The sequence below is a fragment of the Microvirga soli genome (genome assembly GCF_016734765.1).
GTDB classification, from domain to species: domain Bacteria; phylum Pseudomonadota; class Alphaproteobacteria; order Rhizobiales; family Beijerinckiaceae; genus Microvirga; species Microvirga soli.
This window is the reverse complement of record NZ_JAERQE010000054.1, coordinates 1-21,467: the sequence shown is the minus strand read 5'-3', so window position 1 is coordinate 21,467 and position 21,467 is coordinate 1. Positions and strand designations below refer to the sequence as shown.

At 63.6% G+C, this 21,467-nt stretch carries 19 protein-coding genes and 1 pseudogene; 12 read left to right on the top strand and 8 right to left on the bottom strand.

What is annotated here, in order from left to right:
- Window positions 1-409 precede the first annotated feature (409 nt).
- Complete coding sequence (locus JKL45_RS25265) at window positions 410-1,756, top strand: adenylate/guanylate cyclase domain-containing protein (protein ID WP_201864564.1); 1,347 nt, start codon at window positions 410-412, stop codon at window positions 1,754-1,756.
- Here the strand turns inward: JKL45_RS25265 and JKL45_RS25260 are convergent.
- Together JKL45_RS25260 and JKL45_RS25255 are read right to left on the bottom strand one after the other, a co-directional pair.
- Window positions 1,753-3,249, bottom strand: a complete 1,497-nt coding sequence (locus tag JKL45_RS25260; RefSeq protein WP_201864563.1) for an amidase — start codon at window positions 3,247-3,249, stop codon at window positions 1,753-1,755. The genes JKL45_RS25265 and JKL45_RS25260 overlap by 4 nt on opposite strands.
- 83 nt (window positions 3,250-3,332) lie before the next feature.
- Window positions 3,333-3,629: a helix-turn-helix domain-containing protein gene (locus JKL45_RS25255; protein ID WP_201864562.1), complete on the bottom strand. Its 297-nt coding sequence runs from the start codon at window positions 3,627-3,629 to the stop codon at window positions 3,333-3,335.
- Between the two features lie 374 nt (window positions 3,630-4,003).
- Here JKL45_RS25255 and JKL45_RS25250 point away from each other — a divergent pair, with 374 nt between their 5' ends.
- Window positions 4,004-4,324: a hypothetical protein gene (locus JKL45_RS25250; RefSeq protein ID WP_246498933.1), complete on the top strand. Its 321-nt coding sequence runs from the start codon at window positions 4,004-4,006 to the stop codon at window positions 4,322-4,324.
- Between the two features lie 83 nt (window positions 4,325-4,407).
- Here the strand turns inward: JKL45_RS25250 and JKL45_RS25245 are convergent, their stop codons facing one another.
- From JKL45_RS25245 to JKL45_RS25235, 3 genes are all read right to left on the bottom strand, one after another.
- Window positions 4,408-4,848 carry a hypothetical protein gene (locus JKL45_RS25245; RefSeq protein ID WP_201864560.1) on the bottom strand — a complete coding sequence of 147 codons (441 nt, stop codon included), beginning with the start codon at window positions 4,846-4,848 and terminating at the stop codon, window positions 4,408-4,410.
- Between the two features lie 232 nt (window positions 4,849-5,080).
- Window positions 5,081-6,046: an NmrA/HSCARG family protein gene (locus tag JKL45_RS25240; RefSeq protein WP_201864559.1), complete on the bottom strand. Its 966-nt coding sequence runs from the start codon at window positions 6,044-6,046 to the stop codon at window positions 5,081-5,083.
- Between the two features lie 101 nt (window positions 6,047-6,147).
- On the bottom strand, window positions 6,148-6,699 hold the full coding sequence (locus JKL45_RS25235; RefSeq protein ID WP_201864558.1) for a Spy/CpxP family protein refolding chaperone: 552 nt from the start codon (window positions 6,697-6,699) through the stop codon (window positions 6,148-6,150).
- Window positions 6,700-7,069: 370 nt separating this feature from the next.
- Between JKL45_RS25235 and JKL45_RS25230 the strand changes: the two genes are divergently transcribed.
- The 3 genes from JKL45_RS25230 (at window position 7,070) to JKL45_RS25220 (ending at window position 9,738) form a co-directional block, all read left to right on the top strand.
- Window positions 7,070-7,810 (top strand): oxygen-binding di-iron domain-containing protein, encoded by a 741-nt coding sequence (locus tag JKL45_RS25230; protein ID WP_201864557.1) that lies wholly within the window; start codon window positions 7,070-7,072, stop codon window positions 7,808-7,810.
- A 452-nt stretch (window positions 7,811-8,262) separates the two neighbouring features.
- Window positions 8,263-9,126: a GNAT family N-acetyltransferase gene (locus tag JKL45_RS25225; protein WP_201864556.1), complete on the top strand. Its 864-nt coding sequence runs from the start codon at window positions 8,263-8,265 to the stop codon at window positions 9,124-9,126.
- 366 nt (window positions 9,127-9,492) lie between these two features.
- Window positions 9,493-9,738, top strand: a complete 246-nt coding sequence (locus JKL45_RS25220) for a hypothetical protein (RefSeq protein ID WP_201864555.1) — start codon at window positions 9,493-9,495, stop codon at window positions 9,736-9,738.
- Between the two features lie 99 nt (window positions 9,739-9,837).
- On the opposite strand, the gene JKL45_RS25215 is transcribed toward JKL45_RS25220, so the two are convergent.
- Both JKL45_RS25215 and JKL45_RS25210 read right to left on the bottom strand, forming a co-directional pair.
- Window positions 9,838-10,557, bottom strand: coding sequence for a Crp/Fnr family transcriptional regulator (locus JKL45_RS25215; protein ID WP_201864554.1), 720 nt, complete (start codon window positions 10,555-10,557; stop codon window positions 9,838-9,840).
- Between the two features lie 199 nt (window positions 10,558-10,756).
- Window positions 10,757-11,161: a hypothetical protein gene (locus JKL45_RS25210; RefSeq protein ID WP_201864553.1), complete on the bottom strand. Its 405-nt coding sequence runs from the start codon at window positions 11,159-11,161 to the stop codon at window positions 10,757-10,759.
- A 287-nt stretch (window positions 11,162-11,448) separates the two neighbouring features.
- On the opposite strand from JKL45_RS25210, the gene JKL45_RS25205 reads away from it, so the two are divergent.
- From JKL45_RS25205 to JKL45_RS25180, 6 genes and pseudogenes are all read left to right on the top strand, one after another.
- Complete coding sequence (locus tag JKL45_RS25205) at window positions 11,449-12,279, top strand: IS5 family transposase (protein ID WP_201864552.1); 831 nt, start codon at window positions 11,449-11,451, stop codon at window positions 12,277-12,279.
- A 161-nt stretch (window positions 12,280-12,440) separates the two neighbouring features.
- Window positions 12,441-14,714 (top strand): annotated as a pseudogene (locus JKL45_RS25200) (Tn3 family transposase); the annotation flags it as partial.
- A 5-nt stretch (window positions 14,715-14,719) separates the two neighbouring features.
- Window positions 14,720-15,916, top strand: a complete 1,197-nt coding sequence (locus JKL45_RS25195) for a tyrosine-type recombinase/integrase (protein WP_201864550.1) — start codon at window positions 14,720-14,722, stop codon at window positions 15,914-15,916.
- Window positions 15,913-16,953, top strand: a complete 1,041-nt coding sequence (locus JKL45_RS25190) for a site-specific integrase (protein WP_201864549.1) — start codon at window positions 15,913-15,915, stop codon at window positions 16,951-16,953. Before JKL45_RS25195 ends, JKL45_RS25190 begins: the two co-directional genes overlap by 4 nt.
- 15 nt (window positions 16,954-16,968) lie before the next feature.
- Window positions 16,969-17,832 (top strand): tyrosine-type recombinase/integrase, encoded by an 864-nt coding sequence (locus JKL45_RS25185; RefSeq protein WP_201864548.1) that lies wholly within the window; start codon window positions 16,969-16,971, stop codon window positions 17,830-17,832.
- 297 nt (window positions 17,833-18,129) lie between these two features.
- On the top strand, window positions 18,130-18,711 hold the full coding sequence (locus tag JKL45_RS25180; protein WP_201864547.1) for a hypothetical protein: 582 nt from the start codon (window positions 18,130-18,132) through the stop codon (window positions 18,709-18,711).
- 260 nt (window positions 18,712-18,971) lie between these two features.
- Here JKL45_RS25180 and JKL45_RS25175 read toward each other — a convergent pair whose 3' ends face one another.
- Complete coding sequence (locus JKL45_RS25175; RefSeq protein ID WP_201864546.1) at window positions 18,972-19,235, bottom strand: hypothetical protein; 264 nt, start codon at window positions 19,233-19,235, stop codon at window positions 18,972-18,974.
- A 440-nt stretch (window positions 19,236-19,675) separates the two neighbouring features.
- Between JKL45_RS25175 and JKL45_RS25170 the strand changes: the two genes are divergently transcribed.
- Window positions 19,676-21,415, top strand: a complete 1,740-nt coding sequence (locus JKL45_RS25170; protein WP_201864545.1) for a PRC-barrel domain-containing protein — start codon at window positions 19,676-19,678, stop codon at window positions 21,413-21,415.
- Window positions 21,416-21,467: the final 52 nt, after the last annotated feature.

Here is a 21,467-nt window from a genome sequence, read left to right as displayed (position 1 = left end):
CTGATAGCGACCAGCCGACACGGGCGTACGTGATCCAATCCCAAGCAAAGAGCACACAACGCCCTCCGGCATACCACCGCAAAAGCTGACATCAAATCGTATTTAATTCGATTTTCGCTTCTTCTCTGGCCATTACGAATAGCAACATCAATGGCTTATGACCATTGGAAAAGCGTAGCGTTAGGGTAGGTGGGGCAGTTTGGGGGCCGCCTTAGGCTGCTCGGGCCGCGAGGGGCGGAGTTTTCGACTGATCTCCGTTTAGTCCAAGCCGGTCCCCAAGTTAGGCGGAGAACGACAGTCCGCCACAGGGCGGTGCTCGCCACTTGACGCTGATTGTCTTGGACGTCTGTGACTGTGCGGTGCATCCTCAGGGCTCAGAACCGGCACAGCCCCACCGAAAGGATGCTCGATGGACATCTCGCGCACCTCACCGGAGACACGGTACGCCAAAAGCGGCGACATCCACATCGCGTACCAGATCGTCGGGAACGGCCCGCTTGATCTGGTGGTCATCCCAGGCTTCATCTCCCACGTTGAATGGTTTTGGGAGGAACCTGCCTGCGCCAGGTTCTTAGGCCGCTTGGCATCCTTTGCGCGCCTGATCCTGCTCGACAAGCGTGGCACAGGGCTTTCCGACCGGGTGGCGCAGGTGCCAACCCTCGAGCAGCGGATGGACGATGTCCGGGCTGTTCTCGACGCCGCAGGATCTGAGCGGGCAGCCATCATCGGCGTTTCCGAAGGTGGTCCAATGAGTGTTCTGTTCGCGGCCACCTATCCAGAGCGGACCGCCGCCTTAGTGCTGTACGGCAGCTTTGCGGAGTTCAGCTCCTGGGTGGCCACCCCACAGGATCTCGAGTTCATTCTCCAGTTCATGGATATGGCGTGGGGGACCGGTGCAAGCTTGATCCGCTTTGCTCCAAGTGTGGCGGACGACGAGCTGTTTCGGCAGTGGTGGGCCCGCTATGAGCGGCTGGGAGCAAGCCCCGGGGCTGCAATGGCGCTGATGCGCATGAACAGCGAGATTGATATCCGGCCCGTGCTGCCCGCTGTGCACGTTCCCACCCTTATCCTCCATCGCCGGGAGGACGTGAACATCACGGTGATGGCCAGCCGCTACATGGCGCAGGAGATCCCTGGAGCGAAGTACGTTGAACTGACAGGTCAGGATCACCTCCCCTGGGTCGGCGACGCTGATGCCATTGTTGCAGAGATCGAAGAGTTTCTCACAGGAGTGCGGCACAGCCCCGAGCCCGACCGGGTGCTCGCCACTGTTCTGTTCATTGACATCGTCGGCTCGACCGAGAGGGCGGCGGCTGTCGGGGATCGCCGCTGGCGCCAGCAGCTGGAAAGCTATTACGGGATCGTGCGCCAAGAGCTCAACCGCTTCAGAGGCCGGGAGATCAGCACAGCCGGTGACGGGGTTCTGGCAACCTTCGATGGACCGGCACGAGCAATCCGCTGTGCCTGTACCATCCGCGATGCCATGCGGCGGCTTGGCATCGAGATCCGATCAGGGCTTCACACGGGTGAATGCGAGGTCCTGGCGGGCGGGGCTGATGTAAGTGGGATCGCTGTCCACGTTGGTGCCCGGGTCGCGGCCGCGGCCGACCCCGGCGAGGTGCTGGTCTCGAGCACGGTCAAAGATCTGGTTGCGGGCTCAGGGCTTCAGTTCCAGGACCGGGGCCTGCGCACCCTCAAGGGAGTTCCGTCAAAATGGCGGCTGTTTGCGGCAGAGAACCAATTCCCTCATGCTTAGTCCAGGATGCCAGCTGGCAGACGGTGGCTCCAGGGACGAGCCCGCTCCATCTGGGCGGCAAACGAGAAGAGGAGGTCCTCCTGCCCGAAGCGCGCGACCGCCTGCACGCCAACGGGTAAGCCATCAGGCGTCCAGTGCAACGGAAGACTGGCGGCTGGCTGTCCGGTGATGTTCCAGATGGGTGAGAACGGCATGAACCGGAACGCGCGCTCGGCCGCCTGCCGTAGGAGCGGTCCATAGCGCAGATACCGGCCGACGCCCAGGCGGGCGGCCAACACTTGCAGGGTGGCCTCAAGGCCGCGGGGGTGGAGTTCTCCGTGCCTGACAGGAGGACTGGCAAGGGCTGGTGTCAACAGCAGGTCATAGTTCTCAAAAAACCCGGCAATCTGGCGCGTGGCCCGGTGCAGCCGCTCCAGGGCAACCGACAGCTCCGCGGCCGAGAAGCCCCGCCCCAACTCACGGCACAGCCACGTGCTTTCCTCGACATCGGTGCGCCGGGCCCTGGTGCCGGTCATCTCCTCCGCAAAGGCAAACTCCTGCGACACCGCTGCCAGGAAGACGATCAGAAACCAGCTGAAGTAATCCTCCGGCACTGAAGGCACGGCTTCCTCCACATGGTGGCCTAACTCGGCACAGAGCCTAGCTGTGCTCTCCACCGCGATCCGGCACTCTGGGTCCACCGCAGCTCCATTGGGAGTCGCTGAGCTGAAGGCGATCCGCAGCCGCCCCGGCGGCATAGCCGCAGCTTCGGCAAAGGACCCCGCAGGCGGAGCAATGCCATAGGGCGCGCCGAGATCAGGTCCGGCAATCGCGTCCAGCAGGCGGGCACTATCCCGCACGCTGCGGGTCACAGCATGTCCAATGGCGGCGCCATGCCAGCCTTCACCGGTATAGGGGCCGTTCGGAGTGCGTCCACGAGTGGGCTTGAGCCCGAACAGGCCACAACACGAAGCCGGGATGCGGATCGAGCCGCCGCCGTCGGTGGCATGGGCCATCGGCACTGAGCGGGCTGCCACGTGAGCCGATGATCCTCCCGACGAGCCGCCGGTGGTGCGGTCCAGGGCCCAGGGGTTGTTGGCCCGGCCCAGATGCCGGGGCTCTGTCACCGGTGTTAGGGAGAGTTCGGGTACCTTGGTGCTGCCGAGAATGATCAGGCCAGCGGCCTTGAAGCGGCGGACCATCTCGCTGTCCTGTGGCGGCACCCAGCCGCGCCAGATCCGGCTGCCGTTGTGATACGGGAGGCCAGCGGCAACATGCATGTTGTCCTTGAGCAGAAACGGCACACCGGCGAACGGGGCGTCCACCACCGGCCCGCGGGCGGCCCGGCGTGCTTGATCTCGCGTCCATTCGGCCATGCCCGCCAGCTTCGGTTCGACCTGCTCCAGCCGCGCGATTGCGGTTTCGACCAACTCGGCGGGGCTAACGTGCCGTTGCCGCACGAGATCAGCGAGCGCGGTGGCATCGACGATGATGTAGTCATCTGCAAGGCTCATCGATCTGCACCTATGCTCTGTTATCCAAGAGAGGATACCAGAACTCAGACGGCTCTGGGTCAGGGGATCATGATCCACTGCCCTCAGGTTCCGAGTGTGTCCTCGACGATTCTCGGATTGCGGTCCAGCAGCGCCAGCAGGACCCGTGCTGGTCCCTGCGGTGAACGGCGGCCCTGCTCCCAATTGCGAATGGTCCCCACCGCAACGCCGACGCGACGGGCGAAAGCGGCTTGCGAGAGTCCCGTCTTGCTCCGCACAGCCGCTGCATCAACGGTGGCGGGCAGCCTTATCCCGCTGCCGAGACTGAGATCATCATCTGTCTCTGCGAGAATGGAGCCAAGGCTGGCGATGAGGTGCTCGAACTCGCTGTCATCGCCCATGGACGCTCCTCGGACGGAAGCGAGGACATACGTCAGTGGCGCAGTACGTCAATGGCAGAGTGCAGGAGGCCGAAGCCGCGCTGAGGCTCTTCTTCGGCTGGGAGTCACTCAACGGTGCCGGAATTCTTAAGCAGAAAGTGTGATGTCGCTCAACGGATCCCAGCTGCTGTAGCTATGGCTTAACCCCAAGCCCCAAACCCGTCACGACTTACTCTTGTGCACTTGGATCAGCACTGTCTGCAACCCATATTAAGTGTATGTCATACAAGGGATCTTCTCGCCGCACCCCTGACCTCTTCGAGTACACGATAACTGTACCGACCCCGCCCCCTCAGCGGGCTGCCACTCCAGCCAAGCCGCCGGAGATTACGGGTTTGTCTGACACACAGTTGGTAGAAGATCTTGCTGCGCTGATTGACAAGTTGCGGCGCCGCTTGGAGACAGGCAGGGGGAGCCGGGCGGAGTGGGAGGCGGCGGCAAAACAGGCCAGCCTGTCACTCAAGCGTCTGGTTCCAAGCCCCACACGCCAGACCAAGCCCTCAAGATCGAGCAAGACCTCATCGGTGCTGCAGGAGGGGCAGCGCAAGGCGGTGCGGGCGGCACTTCTGGCCGGGGTGGCTCCCAACCAGGTAGCGAAGCACTTCGGCCTGTCCCTGGCCGCAATTCGAAAGGTGCTCGTCGACGAGAGTGCGTGAGCCGGCAGGATGGCGGATCCTTCTGAGGCCGATATCCTGCAATGCGTGTCCACAAAGTCAGGAGGACGCGTGTGGCAGGCAACTTATTTCCGGGATGGAGCCATTCCAGCATAGGGGTAGCACCGGACGCGCTCGAGGGTGAGACCGAAGTGCTCGCCCAGCTTGCGAATGGCCTCACTATGCTCGGGGTAGGGATCCCGGTTCTCAGGACCAACAATGATGATCCTGAAGGCCGGGTCATAGCGCCCGTCTGGCGGCAGCATCGCTGTGGCGAGGGCTGCCCCCTCCGCACTGCGCAACGTCAGGAACAGGGGCATGACACGCTGCACGTGAGCCTTGAGGCCGATGTTCTGCTCAACAAACGGGCTGGAGGTCGAGCGATAGGTGCTCGTTGCGGCTTCCCACGCTTGGTGGAAGTGTTTCTCAACCACGTGACCCATCACGTCGGACTCGAGCGCGGCTTCACCTTCAGTCTCGATCCGAAACCAGGTTTTGAAGCCTGGGGCATCACAGATGTATTGCATCCCTGATCAACGCGGGAGCCCGGCGAAAGTGCCCAGAGGCTGCGCTATCCAACCGAAGCAACGCAGGAGCTTTGTCATTGCAAGCAGAGGCCATTTTGGGGCAAGTCCAGCAAGTCTAGGCGGTCGAAATTACCCAATCACGATTCTGGCCCGCCTAGTCGGGCTAGCCGATCATGCAAGCGATCCGAGGAGCACGAGGAACGATAGCATCTGATCCCTCGGCAAAATCTCGTCAGCCTACGTTCAGAGGAATACGGTCTTTGTGCTTTTCCAACCATGCCTCAAAGCTCAACAAGGCCGGATTCAGCAAACGAGAGGTGTCAACGCTGCGGGTTCGCGCGAATTCTCCTTCAAAGTCCTGGTAGACCTGGAACATGTTGCCCAGATCCTCCGCACCAGGAAAGCCCAGACCACGGTATACGGGAGCATCAATGGACCTGTAGGTGACGGTTTGACCAAGAGACTTCGAGAGCGCAGCCGCCATCTGGTCACCCGTGAGGTGCGCCCCAGCAATACCAACCCGTTGGCCGATGTACTCCGCGCCACGCTTGAACACCCCATAAGCGCACTTGCCGATGTCCTCGGCCGCAATCCCGGCTAGGCGTTTGTCGCCCATGGGCAACACAAACTCCAACTCACCGTCTGCGCCTTTCCTCGGACCCATGCCGAAGTGGATGAGGTTGTCCCAGTAGAAGGACGTCAGCAGGAACGTGACCGGCAGCCCCTGATCGCTGAAGAAATGGTCTGAGCTCCCTTTTGCGTCGAAGTGCGGAACCTTGTAGCTCCCCATGAGCGTCGGCATCCGATTGTCGCTGAGGGGCACCCACAGTCGGGTGTCCTCAAGCGTTGACCAGATCACATGCTCGAGGTTGGCGTGCTTGGCCGCTTCGGCCATCGCCTGCGCCTCAGCAAGCTCCTTTTCAGGCGAGAAATGGGCCCAGAAGAAGGTGACACAGTAAGCTCCGTATGCTCCCTCGAACGCGCGGGCGAGGCTATCCGGATCGTCGATGTCGGCCGCGACCACTTCGGCGCCTAATCGTTCGAGTTCCTTGGCCTGTTCGCTGTCTGTGTTCCGTGTGATGGCACGTGCGGTAAAGCCACTCTCGGGATCCGCGCAGATTGAGCGCACGAGACCGCCACCCTGCGCGCCAGTTGCCCCAACAACTGCAATCACCTTCTTACCGCGGATCTGTTGCATCATCATTCTCCAGCTTGCTTCTGTCGGGATGTCGCTAACCCGCATCAGGCAGAGGTGTTGCAGTCCCCACTGTGGAATTTCGCAGCAGTTGCCACGACGCTTTAGTGGTGGCCCTTAGAACCATGCCGGTGACCCTCCGATGCCTGATAGCCACGCAGCTCGCCGTACAGTCTGACCTGATCGGATGTGAGGACGTCCAATGTCGAGAGGTGGTAGCGCAGGTGCGCTAGCCGCAGGGCGCCTTGCGTGGCGCCGATCTCCACTGTGGCTGCTTGCAGGCTCGCAGGCGTCACTGACTTGCTGACGAATTGGCGCTCTAGGTCGGCTTCCTGCCCGATGAGGCGCTCGCCTAACGGAATGGCCTCGGCATTCATGGCAGCATGGAGTTCCTGCACGCGGGTGCGCTGTTCCTTCGTCAGCCGGAGCTGATCACCCAGCTCAAGGACATGAAGAGGGCCCGGGTACCCATTGAGCTCCGCCGGCAGGGCCAGGCCCATGCCGCGGCCAGCGCGGAGATCGGCGATCTGCTGATCGGAGAGTGCCTTAACAGCTCGGTGCTCCCAGCCGGCATAGGGCGACGCGGGGGCATGCTGGGCCTGCGCGGAGGTCGATACGGCGAGCGTTCCAGCGATTGCGAGACATAGGCGTGACATCGAGGACCTCCGATCGGTGAACGGGGCAGGGCGTGTTCAACCCGTGCGGGTTTACAGGGGCATGGTGGCGACGTAGACGGCCACCATCAGCAGGGCGCATACTCCCAGAGAGCCCGCCATCCATGGGGCGAGCTGGTTTCTGTAGTGCTCTTCCAGGTGTCGTTGGTGCTTGCGGCGGGACATCGTCGGCTTCCTCCCGGTACAATGGCGCAGGGTGACGTGTCGACCGGATCATAACCTGTTGCTGCCTGCGTGACGACCCAAATCCGGAGCAATTGGAAGGCGGCTAGATTGAGCAGCGTCTGCCGCATTTCCGGACGGAAGACCGGTTTTAATCCTTGGTGGCGGGGGCGAACCAAGGAGCAAGCCGATGGAAACCCGCATCGATGAGATCGGCGATCGCATCTACCGCCTCTCGACCTACGTGCCGGATATCGTGCCGCCGGCCGGCTTTACCTTCAATCAGTTCCTCGTCCTCGGGGAGGAGCCGCTGCTGTTCCACGCCGGGTTCCGCAAGATGTTCCCACTGGTATCGGAAGCCGTGTCCCGGCTCATGCCCATCCAGGACTTGCGCTGGATCACGTTCGGCCACTACGAGGCCGACGAGTGCGGCGCCATGAACGAATGGCTGGCGGTGGCCCCGAACGCGGAGGTCGCGCACGGGACGACGGGGTGCCTGGTGTCGCTGAACGACATGGCCGACCGGCCGCCGCGGGTGCTCGCGAACGGCGAGGTTATCGACCTTGGCGGCAAGCGAATCCGCTACATCGACACGCCCCATGTGCCGCACGGCTGGGATGCCGGGGTGATCTACGAGGAGACCAGCCAGACGCTGTTCTGCGGCGATCTCTTCACGCATCTCGGCAACGGTCCAGCGCTCACCGAGAACGACATCGTTGGGCCTGCTCTTGCGGCAGAGGACATCTTCTATGACACGAGCCTGGGCCCGAGCATCGCGCCGACCGTTCGTCGGCTGGCGGATCTCGCCCCGCGCACCCTGGCCCTGATGCATGGATCATCCTTTAACGGTGATGCGGTCACGGCCCTGCACGATCTGGCTAATGCCTACGACAAACGCCTGCGGACCACGATGGCCGAGGTGCCGGCCTGAACGTCAGCGTTCTCGAGCGGCCACCGACGGCAGGCCCGCGAGGACAACGCGCGCTCCGACTTCAGCGGACCTAACCACCATCCCAGGGGTACCCCGCGAGTTCCACCTGTGATGAGTGCGAGCTCGGCATGGATGTGTCGCCTAACACATCCATGCCGTTGCCTCCGATATAAATTCGGGCAGGTGGAATTGAGCGCCTTGGATGTCCTTTATGACGGCAATGGCGGGACACCAGCGAGGGGGTTACCATGGTCTCAGGAAATTCATCAGCGTCGCCCTCGGGCAGGCTCACGGGATCGGAGTGGGCTGCCATTGTGAGTTCCCTTGCCTTTGTCGTGGTCTGGTTTGGAATCTCGTTTGCCTGAGCCGCGCTTTTATGGGGATCTGGCTGACGGTGCAGCACGATCACCGACCTAACGCGATGGGAGGCGCTGCAAGACAGGGAGGCGGCGATGACCCCAGTGATCCGCCCTGCCACACCCGCCGATGCGGAGGCTTGCGGGCGCATCATCTTCGAGGCCTTCAAAGGCATCGCGGACCAGCATGGCTTCCCGTGGGACTTCCCCTCGGCAGAGGCGGGAACGCAGCTTGCTACGACCTTCATCGCGGCCCCATCCATTTATGGGGTAGTGGCGGAGCAGGACGGACGGGTGGTTGGCAGCAACTTCATGGCCGAGGGCGATCCGATCCGCGGCATCGGGCCGATCACTGTCGACCCGGCCGTGCAGGGCAGCGGGGTCGGCCGGCGGCTGATGGAGGCCGCCCTGGCCCAAGCAGGTGACGCCCTGGGTGTGCGTCTCGTCCAGGATGCGTTCAACACCCGTTCGATGTCGCTCTACGCCTCGCTCGGGTTCGACGTCCGGGAGCCGCTCCTGCTGATGCAGGGCACGCCCCGCAGCGGGCCAGATGGGGGCTATGCTGTCCGGCCGATGACCGCCGCGGACCTGGAGGCATGTGGGGCGCTTTGCTCGGCCGTTCATGGCGTCGAGCGCACCCATGAACTCCAGGAGGCGCTTCACGTGTTCGCGCCTTTCGTGGTTGAGCGGGAGGGCCGAACTACCGGCTATCTCTCGGCGGCGACGTTCTGGCTGATGAACCATGGCGTGGCTGAGACTGAGCAGGACATGCGGGCGCTCCTGGCCAGCGCGGGAGCCATGAGTGCGGAGCCGCTCTCGCTGCTCCTGCCGACGCGGCAGGCCAACCTGTTTCGCTGGTGCCTGCATCAGGGGATGAGGGCCATCAAGCCGATGACGCTCATGACCATGGGCCACTATCAGGAGCCGACGGGCTGCTACTTCCCGTCTGTTCTCTACTGACCGCAGCTAAGTTTCTACTCGGGCCAAGGCCGGGCTTGAAACCGCCAGGATCGATAAGGTTTGGATCAAGCTCCGCAACGGTGACCTCGTTGAAAAGGTCACCGGGGTCGAGGCCGATGCCGGCCTCTTGGTGATGGTCCAAGCGGGGCGAGGCCACTCCTTCGCCAAGAATATCTTGGCTCTAACCTGGGGCCAGAACAAGATCTGCTCCCAAACACACGGTAACGGAGTACGTAGCAAGAACGTGTCCCGATGAACCAAGCGAGAGACCGCCGCAACGGCTGAATACAGCCTCCACGTGTGTTCGCGACTGGTCGCCTGATCAAGGGCCTCTACTACTCCGAGGTTCAGAAAGGGCTAAACGCCATGGCGGCATTCTACATGGCCTGCGACCAACTCCTCGAACGCACGCCATTCCTGATGATGGACTTTCGTTCCGACCAGTTCTTCCTCGACGGAAACCGGGATGGCTGTGTCGACGCGACTGGGACATTGGCACTGCCGGAGATTGATCCGGCGAATTTCCTGCCCTACGTTGATGGAGCAGACGAGATTTGTAATGAGGACCTCATCAGCCAACGCCAACCCGATGAGTTGATCGCTGTTTCGTAAACGGTCTTTCGCGACATTGCGGCCTGTAAATCGGGAATGCTGCATGATGGCACGTCAGGGACCTTGTGCCAAAGTCAGCTTGCGAGGGCATAGCGGATGTTATGGCACGGGCAGCAAGCGTGCGAAGGTCTGGCGGATCCTGCGGTAGCACTCACAAGTCATCTCCTCGAGGCCAGCTCGATCCGCGATGATGATGCCGCCGCGCTGCTGCGTGATCAGGCCCTGCGTCTGAAACGTGCGCAGGACGGTGCTAACCGTGGAGCGCTGGACCCCCAGCAGCTCGGCCAGATCCGCATGGGTCAAGGGCAGGAGATCCTCGTCGATCCGGTCCCGTGTGCTCAAGATCCAGTTGCAGCAGCGCGCCTCGACTGTGTGGATCGCATTGCAGGAGACGGTCTGGAAGGTTTGAGCCAGCAAAGCCTCGCTGTAGCTGAGCACCAGCCGCTGGATCCTGGGGCGCGCGCGCATCGCCTCCTGCATCCGGTCGAGGGCGATCCGGGAGGCGGTGCCGGGCACCTGGACCTTGTAGCGGCCAAAGGCCTCGCGCGAGACAATGGCACTGATCAGGCCGAACAGCCCCTCCCGCCCGAAGGAGGCGACCTCGACAAACTGCCCCTCCTCCATGACGTTGATCAGGCCCACGATGGCGTCATGCGGGAAGTACGTGTAGCGGATCGGATCCCCGGCCTCATAGAGGATCGTGCCTTTCGGCAGGCTCACCACCTCCAGGTGCGGCTCCAGACAGGCCAGATCCTCGGGCTCCAGGGCGGCGAGAAGCCGGTTGCTGCGGTGATGGGCCTTCGACGTCGGGAGCGCCATGACAGCCTTCAGATCGACCAAGACGTCAAACAGTATCGCTGTCATAGAGCGACCGATACAACCCCGATTACGATCACGGAGGCGTTACGGTCACCGAAGCTGCCGGGGTTATCGATGATCAAGATGTATCGAAGGACAGGCTGGATGGCCTCACGCGCTCAGGACGCGCGAGCCTGTCGGGCCTGCTATGTGGCACCCATTAGAGCTTTGTGCCGGTGATCTGGAAGGGAGCGGAACGAACCTTCCACTCCGCCTCCTCGGCGGCGACGGTCAGCACAAAACGCTCCTGACTGGTGCTCCAGTCAGGAATTCGCACGGTGGCCTGAAGGGTCCCGTCCGCGCTCGTCCTGGCTTGCTGGAGAACTTCGTAGGCTGTCCGGGGCGCTCCGCCGCCGATGACTACTGCGGTGTCGGCCGGGAGACCCTTGGCTGATAGGGTCACAGTTGTGCCGACTGTGCCGTTACCGGGGGTGAGCGAGACTTCGGCCTTGCTCACATCCACGTTCGCAGAATTGATGCGGTCACCGATGCCACCCAGCCGCTGACGCAGGTCCGGGTTCTTGTCGAGGAGGTTGTCCACGGACGACGTGAGGTTCTGCGCCATTCCGCTCAGCGCGCTGCCGGCCTCGCGGGCAAGCGAACCCAGGCGCTCGGTTGGGGCCAGCGCAAGATCTGTTCCTGATTATACGCTAAGATAGAACAAATCAGGAACTCGCCTTTCCTTGACGATCCATTGTCCGGCGCCGAGCGCACTTACTGGGAGGTAGCAGCCCGGCGCTCTCAGAGGCTGGTGAGCAATTTTATTGCTCGATCTAAGTGATTGATTCACCATAGGTTTGGAGCTGGCTGCTGCGGCGGATGTGGGCTGTTTGACGATCCGGGAGCCCCGCGATGGATGCCTGTTCCTATTCCAGCGACCTCAGCGATGCCGAATGGGCGCTGCTCGAGCCACTCGTCCCCCGCAGCCATCCGGCCGGGCGACGACAGACCTATCCGCTACGGCGCATCGTTGACGCCATCTTCTATCTGCTGCGCACCGGAGCCCAGTGGCGCCTGCTGCCGCACGAGTATCCCCCACGATGCACCGTCTTCTACCACTACGCGCAGTGGCGCGAGGACGGCACCTGGGAGCGCGTGAACCATGCTCTGCGGGAGAGCTACCGCCGTGCGATCGGCCGGTCTCCTCAACCGAGTGCGGCGATCATCGACAGCCAATCGGTCAAGACCACCGAGATGGGTGGGCCGCGGGGCTATGACGGCGGCAAGAAGATCAACGGTCGTAAGCGCCATCTTCTCGTTGATACGCAAGGCAATCTGCTGAAGAACAGCGTGCAGCCCGCCGACATCCATGATCGCGCCGGAGCCGAACTCCTGTTGGAGGGTCTGCAGCATCTCTTTCCAGCCATCGAGCTGCTGTGGGCCGACACGGCTTATCGCGGATTGAAGGACTGGCTGCAGAAGGCCTTGAGCTGGAGATTGTCCATCCCGCAGCATTGGTGGAGCGGCGGAACCTGGATGCGGGCTGACGCGGAGCCGCTGACGCGCCCGAGTGGCTTTCAGGTGCTCGCGCGAAGGTGGGTCGTTGAACGAACGATCGGTTGGCTGACCACCAACCGGCGACTGGCCAAGGACTATGAGCGGCTCGTCGAGACTGGCGAGATGCTGCTCTATCTCGCCATGAGCCGCATCCTGCTGCGCCGCCTCACCCGAAAGGAAAGATAATTGCTCACCAGCCTCTCAGCGATTAGCCGCAACCCTGCTGGTAACGATACCCAGAAGGTAACGTGTGGATACGCAGGGTAGCAGCTGTACGGGGTTCGTAGATCTCGCACCAATGTCCGGCTCCTCAGGAGCGATTGAGCCGACACTATGCGAGGTAATCGATGGCCCGCCGAAAGCTTCTGAACCCTGACGAACGCCAGGCGTTGCTCGGGATTCCCGACGACGAGGAGAGCCTGATCAGGCACTACACACTGTCTCCGCAGGATCGTCTGCAAGCCGAAGTCCGCCGCCGCCCTCACAATCAGCTCGGCTATGCGATCCAGCTCTGCATCATGCGCTATCCGGGCCGGGTCTTGGGGATGGACGAAGACCCGCCTGCTGCCGTGGTCGCCTACGTGGCCGAGCAGCTGGGGATCGCCCCGGACGTTTTTGCATCCTACGCGCGTCGCATTCCGACCCGCTTTGAGCACAGCCACCGTCTGGCGAAGTACCTGGGCGTCCGGACGGCGACGCGGGACGATCGTCGAGCAGCCCTTCTCGCAGCTGCCGGGGCCGCCAGCGCGACCGAAAGCGGTCTGCCGATCATGACCGCGGTCGTGAATGAGTTGCGCCGTCGCGGCGCTCTTCTCTTACCCGATGCTGCTCTCGAGAAGATTGGCCTTGCCGGGCGCGCCATTGCCCGACAACGGGCAGAAGCGGCTCTTCTGGAGGGGCTCTCGGCGGACCAGATCGAGCAGCTCGAAGCTCTCCTCCTGGTCGACCCGGCCGTCCAGCAGACCCGGCTTGCGTGGCTGCGATCGGTTCCAGATGCGCCAAGCGCCGACAATCTGATTGGCCTCATGGACCGTCTGACATTTGTCCGCACTTTGGCGATCGATCCCCAGCGGCAGTCGCGGATCCATCCAGAGCGCTGGACCCAGATCGTGCGAGAAGGCGATGTGACACCCGCCTGGTTGGTTGCCGACTTCGGCGCTCGCAGGAGACGAGCCACCCTTGTGGCTCAAACGATCACGCTCGAACAGACGCTGGCGGATGCCGCGGTCACGATGTTCAACAAGCTGATCGGCCGGCTCTTCGCGCGAGCCAATACTCGGCGCAAGAAGCGGTATGTTGAGGCTCAACAAGATACGACCAAGGTGCTGCGCCTGTTCCGGGACACCCTGCGAGCTCTCGTTACCGCCAGTGACACGGGCCGCAATGCCATCGATGTTCTCGATGATGAAGTCGGGTGGCACCGCCTGTTGCAGGCCCAACCGGAAGTCGAAGCCATGGTGCGGGATGCTGATCCCGATCCGCTTCTACTGGCAGCGGAGCGCTACAGCACTATCCGCAAGTACACGGCGCGGTTCCTGGAGACCTTTACGTTTTGTTCGTCACACAAACATGACTCGCTGTTGGCAGCCATCGGGACACTTAAGACCTTGCGGGCCGCGAGCCGGCGCACCCTGCCCGAGCGCGTGCCAGTCGGCCATCTCAGCACCAAGAGTCGTAAACTGATCTTTGGAGACGCTGGACCAGATCGCCGCCTGTACGAGATTGCAACATTGGCCGTCTTACGGGATCGGTTACGCTCCGGCGACATCTGGGTTGAGGGCAGTCGCGCCTTCCGGCCCATGGACGAACAGCTGATGCCGAAGCCCGCCTTCACCGCCCTGAAAGCATCGGACGATCTCGGGCTCGGTGTACCACAGGATGCTATCAGCTATCTGAGCGAGGCACGACAGATGGTCGACTTCAACCTGAAGCGGCTTGCCTACCGCGCCCGCAACGGCAAGCTCGAGGGCGTCCGGCTTGAGGCCGGGCAGCTCGTCGTTACTCCTTTGCCCGGCGACGTGCCGGCGGCGGCCGAGGAGTTGAAGTGGGAACTGGCCGACATGTACCCGCTGATCGAGGTACCGGATCTCCTGGTGGAAGTTCATAACTGGACCGGGTTTGCCGATCGTTTCACGCACATTCGTACCCAGGAGCCGCCGCGCAGCATCCCGGCGATGCTGGCCGGTGTTCTCGCTGATGCGACCAATCTCGGCGCCAAGCGCATGGCAGCAGCCTCGAAAGGAGTGAGCCCGCAGGAGATTACCTGGAAGCGGATCTTCCATACGCGACCGGAGACGTACAAGCTGGCGCAGGCCTGCATCACCGACGGGCACGCTCAGCACCCACATGCCCTGCTCTGGGGCAACGGATCCACGGCCTCATCGGACGGGCAGTTCTTCCAGGCCAGTGATCGTGCCGGGAAGCGTGGTGACATCAACCTGCATTACGGTAGCGAACCCGGTTCGAAGTTCTACAGCCACTTATCCGACCAGTACGGCTACTTCAGCATCCTGCCGATCAGCGCTACCGAGAGCGAGGCTCCCTACGTGCTAGATGGCCTGTTTGATCACGAGACAGAACTCGACATCCAGGAGCATTTCACGGACACAGGCGGCGCGAGTGTTATGTGGACACTCGGCGGACAGAGGCAGCAGGAAGTGCTATTCTGCCGCTGCGTCTGACCCAGGTCTGGAGGCCTGCGATGTTCACGGTCCGGCGATGCCTCAGATCATCAGTTCCGGTCGAACTCGTGGATTCTGTCGGTAATTCCGTCGCGCCCGTTGCGGACTACCTCGTCTATCTGGCCTCGCGGGGCTGCTCGCCGCACACCATCGCCGCCTATGCATACGATCTGCGTCACCTCTGGACTTTCCTCACCACCGCGGAACTTGACTGGACGACCCTGACACCAGTCCGCGCGATCGCGCTCCTCATCCACCTGCGCACCATACCCTCCCGCGCCAAGCGGACCAGAGGCTCCGGCATCGACGCCGAACGGCGGCTGTCGCCGGCGAGTGTCAACCGCGCACTTGCCGCCATCTCTGCGTTCTACGACTGGGCCATGCTCGCGGGCTTTCACGCGGGCCCCAATCCGATCGCCAAGGTCGAGGCGCGCGCCGTGCTGCGCTCAGTCGATCGACACCGTCCCTTCCTCGAGGGCATCGCGCGCACCGCGCCGGTCCGGCGCACGCTCGCCGTAAGGACGGTGCACCAAGTGCCACGGCCGTTGTCCGACGAGGAGGTCACGGCCATCCTCTCTGCGCTGTGCTGTCGACGCGATCTCGCGCTCGTCCGTCTCATGCTCGACGGTGGCCTGCGGCCCGGCGAGGCACTCGGCCTCAAGCTCGAGGATGTCGCCTACGGCCGCAGGCGCGTCGTCGTGCGCCATCGCGAGGACCATCCGCGCGGGGTGCGCGCCAAGGGACGCCGCGAGCGCGTCGTCGACCTGCATGAACCGGCGACGCTCGCCGCGGTCGCCGACTACGTGACGCTCGAGCGCCCGCGCGACACTGGCTGTGCCTTCCTTTTCCTCGTCGGCGGCCATGGCCGGCGCTGCGGCGAGCCGCTGTCCTATGCCGCGCTCGCCAAGCTGTTCGCGCGCGCCTGTGAGCGTGCCGGGGTGCGCGGGCCCCGCGTGACGCCCCATGCTCTCCGGCATACCCATGCCACGCGCATGTGGGAGGGAGGCATGCGTGAGCTTGCGCTCATGCGCCGGCTCGGTCATGCGTCACCCGAGTCCACCCGTGTGTACACCCGTGTCTCGGATCCCGCGGTCATCGCCGAGTACCGGCGCGCCCTCGGCATGGACGGGCCGGCCTCGTGAGGGCCACCGGCTCGATCTCGGCGGCGGCGCTCGCCGTCGGCAACCCGCCGCTGGCGCCCGTCCTCGCCGACCACTGCGACGAGACCGAGTTCGCCGACCACATCGCTCGCCAGCAGATCGGCGCCGAGTACAAGTACGCGCAGCTGCAGGTGTACCGGCGCTTCCGAAGGTGCTGGCCCGACCTCCATGCCTGGCTCGCCCGGCCGTTGCCCGAGCGGGTCGGCCGTCTCAGTGGCGAGCGCCGGAAGGCGGCCAGCTTCCGTCTGTCCTACCAGGCCCGCCCCTATCTCTATTTCCTGGCCCTCACCGACCGGCTTCGCCTCGACTATCCGTGGCTGCTCGCTGTCGGCAACACCCGACCGCTCGTCGTGGCCTCGCAATTGGACATGGATCTCGGCATTCCGCGGCTCGTCGAGGAGGGGGTGGCGCTGGGCTACAATCGCGCTGCGATCAGGCAGGCGATCTCGTGGTCAGTCGCCCGGATCGCCATGCATGAGGGCGTCCGCGATCCCGATCGGCTGCGCGCCGAGCATGTCGACCGGCTGCTCGCGGCCATCCGCGACTTCGCGGAGCATAGTAGCATCGACCGGTTCTTCGCTTCGGCCGATGCCTACCGACGCGGACGGGCCAAGAGCTGGATCACGCATGGCGGCCAGCTTGCCGTCATCCTCTACCACCGCGGCCAGTCGGAGCGGCAGCCGGCGAAGACTATGCCGCCTTGGGCCTTCCGCCCGCCGGTTCAGCCCGAGATGCGCGCGCTCGTCGACTGTTGGCTGGATATCTCAAGGCCGATGCTGCGCCCCAACACCCTATACCACCGAGAAATCTCGCTGCGGCGGCTCCTCGAGTATCTCGCGACCGCAGCACCTGAGGTGCGCAGCTTCGCGCAAGTGACACGCGATCACGTCCTCGGCTTCCTGGCAGCGATGGCCGAGGACATCCAGCCGACGACGGGCCGCCGGCTCGCCACGCACACGCGGCGCGGCAGGACGTCGGATGTTGCCCTGTTCTTCCGCGATCTCGTTGTGCTCGGCTGAGAAGGGCCCGGGCAGTTGCTGATCGACTACCGGGACAAGCCCCGCGTCGTCGACCGGGTGCCCCGCTTCATCCCGCAAGCGGAACTCGACCGGATCATGGAGGCGATCCGGGCTCTGCCGTGCCCGTATCGGCGCGCGGCGCTGCTGACGCTGCGCTGGTCGGGCGCACGGCGTGGCGAGGTCCGCCGCCTCTCCTTCGACTGCCTGGACCGCTACCCCGACGGTACGCATCGGCTGCGTCTGCCGGCGGGCAAGACCTACAAGGAGCGCACGATCCCGCTCCACGACGAGGCGGCCGAGGCGCTGCGGGGCGTGATGGCCTTGCGGGCAGACACTCCGGACCGCTGGTTCACTGACGAACTGACCGGCGGTCGCGTCCGCCACCTCTTCGTCGTGCGGGGCAAACTGATATCGGCATACTATCTCTTCGAGACGGCGCTTCAGCAGGCCTGCCGCAACGCCGGTCTCGTGGACGCGTCGGGCCACGGCACGATCAGCGCGCATCGCTTCCGACACACGCTCGGCACCCAACTCGCAGAACGCGGCGCCAAGCTCGACACGATTATGAGCGTACTCGGGCACCAGAGCCCGGGGATGTCGATGGTTTACGCTCGGATCTCCGACCCCGAGGTGCTGCGTGATTACCAGGCGGTGCTTGGTCCGGGAGCCCTGATCGCCGGCCCCGGCGCCGAGGCGGTGCGCTCCGGCACGCTGTCGACAGGCGCGATCGACTGGTTGAAAGCCAACTTCCTGAAGACCGAACTCGAGCTTGGGCACTGCCTGCGCCTGCCCGAGGAGGGCCCATGTGAGTGCGACCTGTACCTGGCATGCCCGCGGTTCGTGACGACGCCCGCATACGCCTCTCGGCTTCGCGTGTGAATCGGCCTCGAATGCTGACCCTCGAGCAAACTTCCATTAAGCGCATGGCGTTGCTAGCGAATTCACAGCACCGGCGGGGCTATCATCGGCGCCGATCATGACCCCGCCAAATTTCCAGATTGTGTCGCCAAACCAAGACGTTGCGCGTCCCTCGCGAGGGATCAGCCTTGGGTGCCGATTGACAACTTTGGGCCGCTTCTGAGGGAACAGCAGCTCAGGATACCTGATTGACGTGAACCACGGCGTACGGTGAGTCGCTGAAAAGTCCTTTGTGCCTTCAACCGACAGGAGAGACTGATGGCGACCGCTCATATCAACTCAGCATCGTCTTCATCAGCCGTGAACAGCGGCACCTGGCGCGCGCTGGCCTGGCTCGGGGTGGCGCTGCAGGCGGCCGCGCTCGTCGCTGTCTGGTGGCTTCAGCGCTGGGGTGGCTTGTGGACCATCGGCGGCTTCTTCGTCCTGTCGCTTGCCTTCATGCTCGTCAAGGACCGCATTCCGAGCCTGATGAGCTTCCTGATCGTGTGCGCGGCCCTGCTGAATGCGGGCGGCTGGGCCTGGAACTGGTTCGAGCAGTTAGTCTGGTACGACGAGTTCATTCACACCTTCACGCCTTTTGCGCTCGTCTCCGCGCTCATGTATCGCCTGTGGACCGGCGGCTCGATCAACGATGCCCCCGGCAGCGGTTCCTTCATCCTCAAGGCCGCCCTGATCGGATTGGGACTGGGCATCGCCTGGGAGATCGCGGAGATGCTGTTTCTCAACCTGCATTTCACCGACACCCTGGTCGATCTTGTCTTGGACACCATTGGCGCCGCTCTCGGCGGCTGGTTCGCCGGATGGGCGATCCACAACCAGGGCGTGGCGCAGCGGAGCTGACCGGAATGGTTCGTGCAGTGTCCGCCAGTGTACCGGAACAAAGACTTGAAGGAGAACCTCTGCGTCCTGCTGCCGTTGCCATGGTGAGCCCTGCGACTCCACCACTGCTCTCCTGACCGTTTGTTCAGGTGGAGGGCTCCTCCGGAACCGCTTCGCAGGCTCGCAGATGATGCCTCATACTCGCCTCGACAGCCCCGCCACTCGCACGATGTGGCGGGGCTTTGTCGTCCCATCTCAAAGAATATACCGGTCGAACCGTGTCACCCCGGCGGCATAGGATTCCGGGTCCGCCGCAAGCTTGCGTTCAGGCCGGGGAAGCCGCTGTCATTCGGATCAAACGTGTCGAGGAAGCCTTCGTTGCCGCCGAAGAACCCGCCCCGGCCGAGGCCGATCCCGAACTCCACCGGGTTCACGAACGTGTCCCGGTTCGTGTCGAACAGGCCGAAGCCGAATTGCGCCTGCGCGGTCGAGACCATGCCCAGCATGGCCGCGCCGCCGAGCAGTCCTGTGATGATCCGTTTCATGGCGTTCTCCTCCGGTTGCGAGTTGTGTTCGTGCGCTGCATGGCCAGCCACATCAGTGCCAGCCGCCACCTGTCCCGGCGCGGTGCCTGTCGTCCTTGCATGGACGCGGCTGTCTTTCCCGGCCGGGGTGCCGCCGCTGTCCCAGGCCGCAAACGGTGGACTGGCGCGCAGGTTCGGGCGGCAGACCCCTGGCCGGTACGCTGCAGAACCCGAGTTCGGGCGGCCTGTTGTCCCGCGTCTCGTCGGGTGGCGAGGGTCAGTCCAGCACCGTACAAAGCGGACCCTCGTGCGGGAAACCCGGTGTTCAGGTTCGACTTCTCCATCTGACTGGTTCTGACCGAGACGTGGATCTTGCGGTCTGGCGCTTCGATGATTTTGCGTCTTCACGCGCTCTCAGCCGGGACATTGACGGTATTGACTCTGAACCAAGGAGATACGCGATGAGACTCGCAGCGCTTACGATATTCCTGGGCACGACGGCTTTGGTGCCGCTCCCAGCGTCGGCCCAGCCACAGGGTCAGCAGCCGGCTATGCAACAGCGCCAGGCTGCTCAGCCACAGAACCAGCAGGGGCAGGGTCTGAAGGCCTCGCAGCTGCGCGAACAGACCCTCTACACGCAGAGCGGTCAGCAGATCGGGCGCGTCAACACCCTCGTGCAGGGCCGCGACAATCAAGCCTATGCGGTGGTGGCCTCCGCCGATGGCCAAGTGCTCGTGCCGGCCAACCGCTTGGCTTGGCGCAACAATCGCTTTATCGTCACCGGCGATGACGACCAGCGCGAGTTTGAGGCTTACAACCAGCAAGTCGCAGCCCAGTACCGCGAGGTCAATCCCGAGTACCGGGTAGCCATCATCGGCTATGAGGTTGACCCGGTGGTGGTGGTCCGCCGGCCTGCGGGCGACGGCACCAACGTGGTGGTGCGCCAGCCGGCTCCAACCGTGCGGGTGGATCCCGCCGACCCGCGTGTGATCGTGCGCCAGCAGCAGCCGCAGGTGACGGTGAACCAGGCCCAGCCCGAGATCATCGTGCGCCAGCCGCAGCCGACGGTGCGGGTCGACATCCCGCAACCGGAGATCATCGTGCGCATGCCCCAGCCGGACGTGAACGTGGCCATGCAGCAGCCTGACGTGCGCGTGCTGATGGAGCGCCCGGACGTATCGGTTGTGCGGCCGGGCCAGCCGCAGGTGCAGGTGGGCCAGGTCCAGCCGCAGGTTATGCTGCAGCGCTCGGCCGATTTGGAGCCCAACGTGCAGGTGCAAAAGGCGGAGGGACAGCCGACGGTGCGCTATGAGCGCGCTCAGCCGCGTGTCATTGTCAACCAGGCCGAAGGCCAGCCGAATGTCCAGATCGAATGGCAAAACCAGGCGAACGCGCGCGTCCAACAGCAGGATCGAACCGGCGTTGGCACCGGCCTGAGCGTGGCGACGTTCGACCGGGACCGCAACAACACGCTCGTGCGCGACGAGTTCAATCCGTTCGTGGACCGCGTTTACACGGGCTGGGATGCCAACCGCAACCAGCGCCTGGAGCGCAACGAGTTCTACGGCGGCCTGTACAGCGTGTGGGACATCAACCTCGATGCCCGCTTGACCGAGGATGAGTACAACCAGGCCTGGGACACCTGGGGCACGGGCCTGAATGACATCGAGTACGGTGAGTTCGACCGCAACGATGATGGCTTCCTCGACCGCAACGAATTCGCCGGCGGCTGGGGCGATAACGGTCTATACGAGCGCTGGGATGCCGACAGGACTGGCTGGCTGGCCGAGAACGAGTTCGGCAACGGCTTGTTCGGCCTCTGGGGCGAGCGAGATCAAATCGCCACGAATGAGTTCCAGCCGTGGGTCGGCCGCAACTGGGGCATCGGCGGCACCCAGATGGCGGGAGCTGATGTGAACACATTTGAGCCCCGCTACGACCCCGTCGACTCGGGTGCGGCGATGACCACGGGAGCAGTGGATGCGACCGCCAATGTCCGCCCGTTCCGGGTCTCGGTCCTGGAAGACATGGACGTGTACAGCCTGCGCGGCCAGCAGATCGGCGAGGTCAAGCGCGTGGTGCGCCGCATCGGCGACAACCAGGGCTTTGTGATCCTCGAACATGGGGGATTCTTGGGCTTGGGCGAGAAGGAAGTGCCGCTGCCCATGAACGCGTGGGTAGCGTCCCGGGGCGTGGTGTAGGAGCAGGCCACCGATGAGGTGGTCATCGCCAGTCTTCGGTTAGAGTGCGGGT

Excerpts from the sequence above, each read along its gene's own strand:
- JKL45_RS25265 (WP_201864564.1), top strand. The coding sequence starts at position 410 with ATGGACATCTCGCGCACCTCACCGGAGACACGGTACGCCAAAAGCGGC.
- JKL45_RS25260 (WP_201864563.1), bottom strand. The coding sequence starts at position 3,249 with ATGAGCCTTGCAGATGACTACATCATCGTCGATGCCACCGCGCTCGCT.
- JKL45_RS25255 (WP_201864562.1), bottom strand. The coding sequence starts at position 3,629 with ATGGGCGATGACAGCGAGTTCGAGCACCTCATCGCCAGCCTTGGCTCC.
- JKL45_RS25245 (WP_201864560.1), bottom strand. The coding sequence starts at position 4,848 with ATGCAATACATCTGTGATGCCCCAGGCTTCAAAACCTGGTTTCGGATC.
- JKL45_RS25240 (WP_201864559.1), bottom strand. The coding sequence starts at position 6,046 with ATGCAACAGATCCGCGGTAAGAAGGTGATTGCAGTTGTTGGGGCAACT.
- JKL45_RS25235 (WP_201864558.1), bottom strand. The coding sequence starts at position 6,699 with ATGTCACGCCTATGTCTCGCAATCGCTGGAACGCTCGCCGTATCGACC.
- JKL45_RS25230 (WP_201864557.1), top strand. The coding sequence starts at position 7,070 with ATGGAAACCCGCATCGATGAGATCGGCGATCGCATCTACCGCCTCTCG.
- JKL45_RS25225 (WP_201864556.1), top strand. The coding sequence starts at position 8,263 with ATGACCCCAGTGATCCGCCCTGCCACACCCGCCGATGCGGAGGCTTGC.
- JKL45_RS25220 (WP_201864555.1), top strand. The coding sequence starts at position 9,493 with ATGGCGGCATTCTACATGGCCTGCGACCAACTCCTCGAACGCACGCCA.
- JKL45_RS25215 (WP_201864554.1), bottom strand. The coding sequence starts at position 10,557 with ATGGCGCTCCCGACGTCGAAGGCCCATCACCGCAGCAACCGGCTTCTC.
- JKL45_RS25210 (WP_201864553.1), bottom strand. The coding sequence starts at position 11,161 with ATGGCGCAGAACCTCACGTCGTCCGTGGACAACCTCCTCGACAAGAAC.
- JKL45_RS25205 (WP_201864552.1), top strand. The coding sequence starts at position 11,449 with ATGGATGCCTGTTCCTATTCCAGCGACCTCAGCGATGCCGAATGGGCG.
- JKL45_RS25180 (WP_201864547.1), top strand. The coding sequence starts at position 18,130 with ATGGCGACCGCTCATATCAACTCAGCATCGTCTTCATCAGCCGTGAAC.
- JKL45_RS25175 (WP_201864546.1), bottom strand. The coding sequence starts at position 19,235 with ATGAAACGGATCATCACAGGACTGCTCGGCGGCGCGGCCATGCTGGGC.
- JKL45_RS25170 (WP_201864545.1), top strand. The coding sequence starts at position 19,676 with ATGAGACTCGCAGCGCTTACGATATTCCTGGGCACGACGGCTTTGGTG.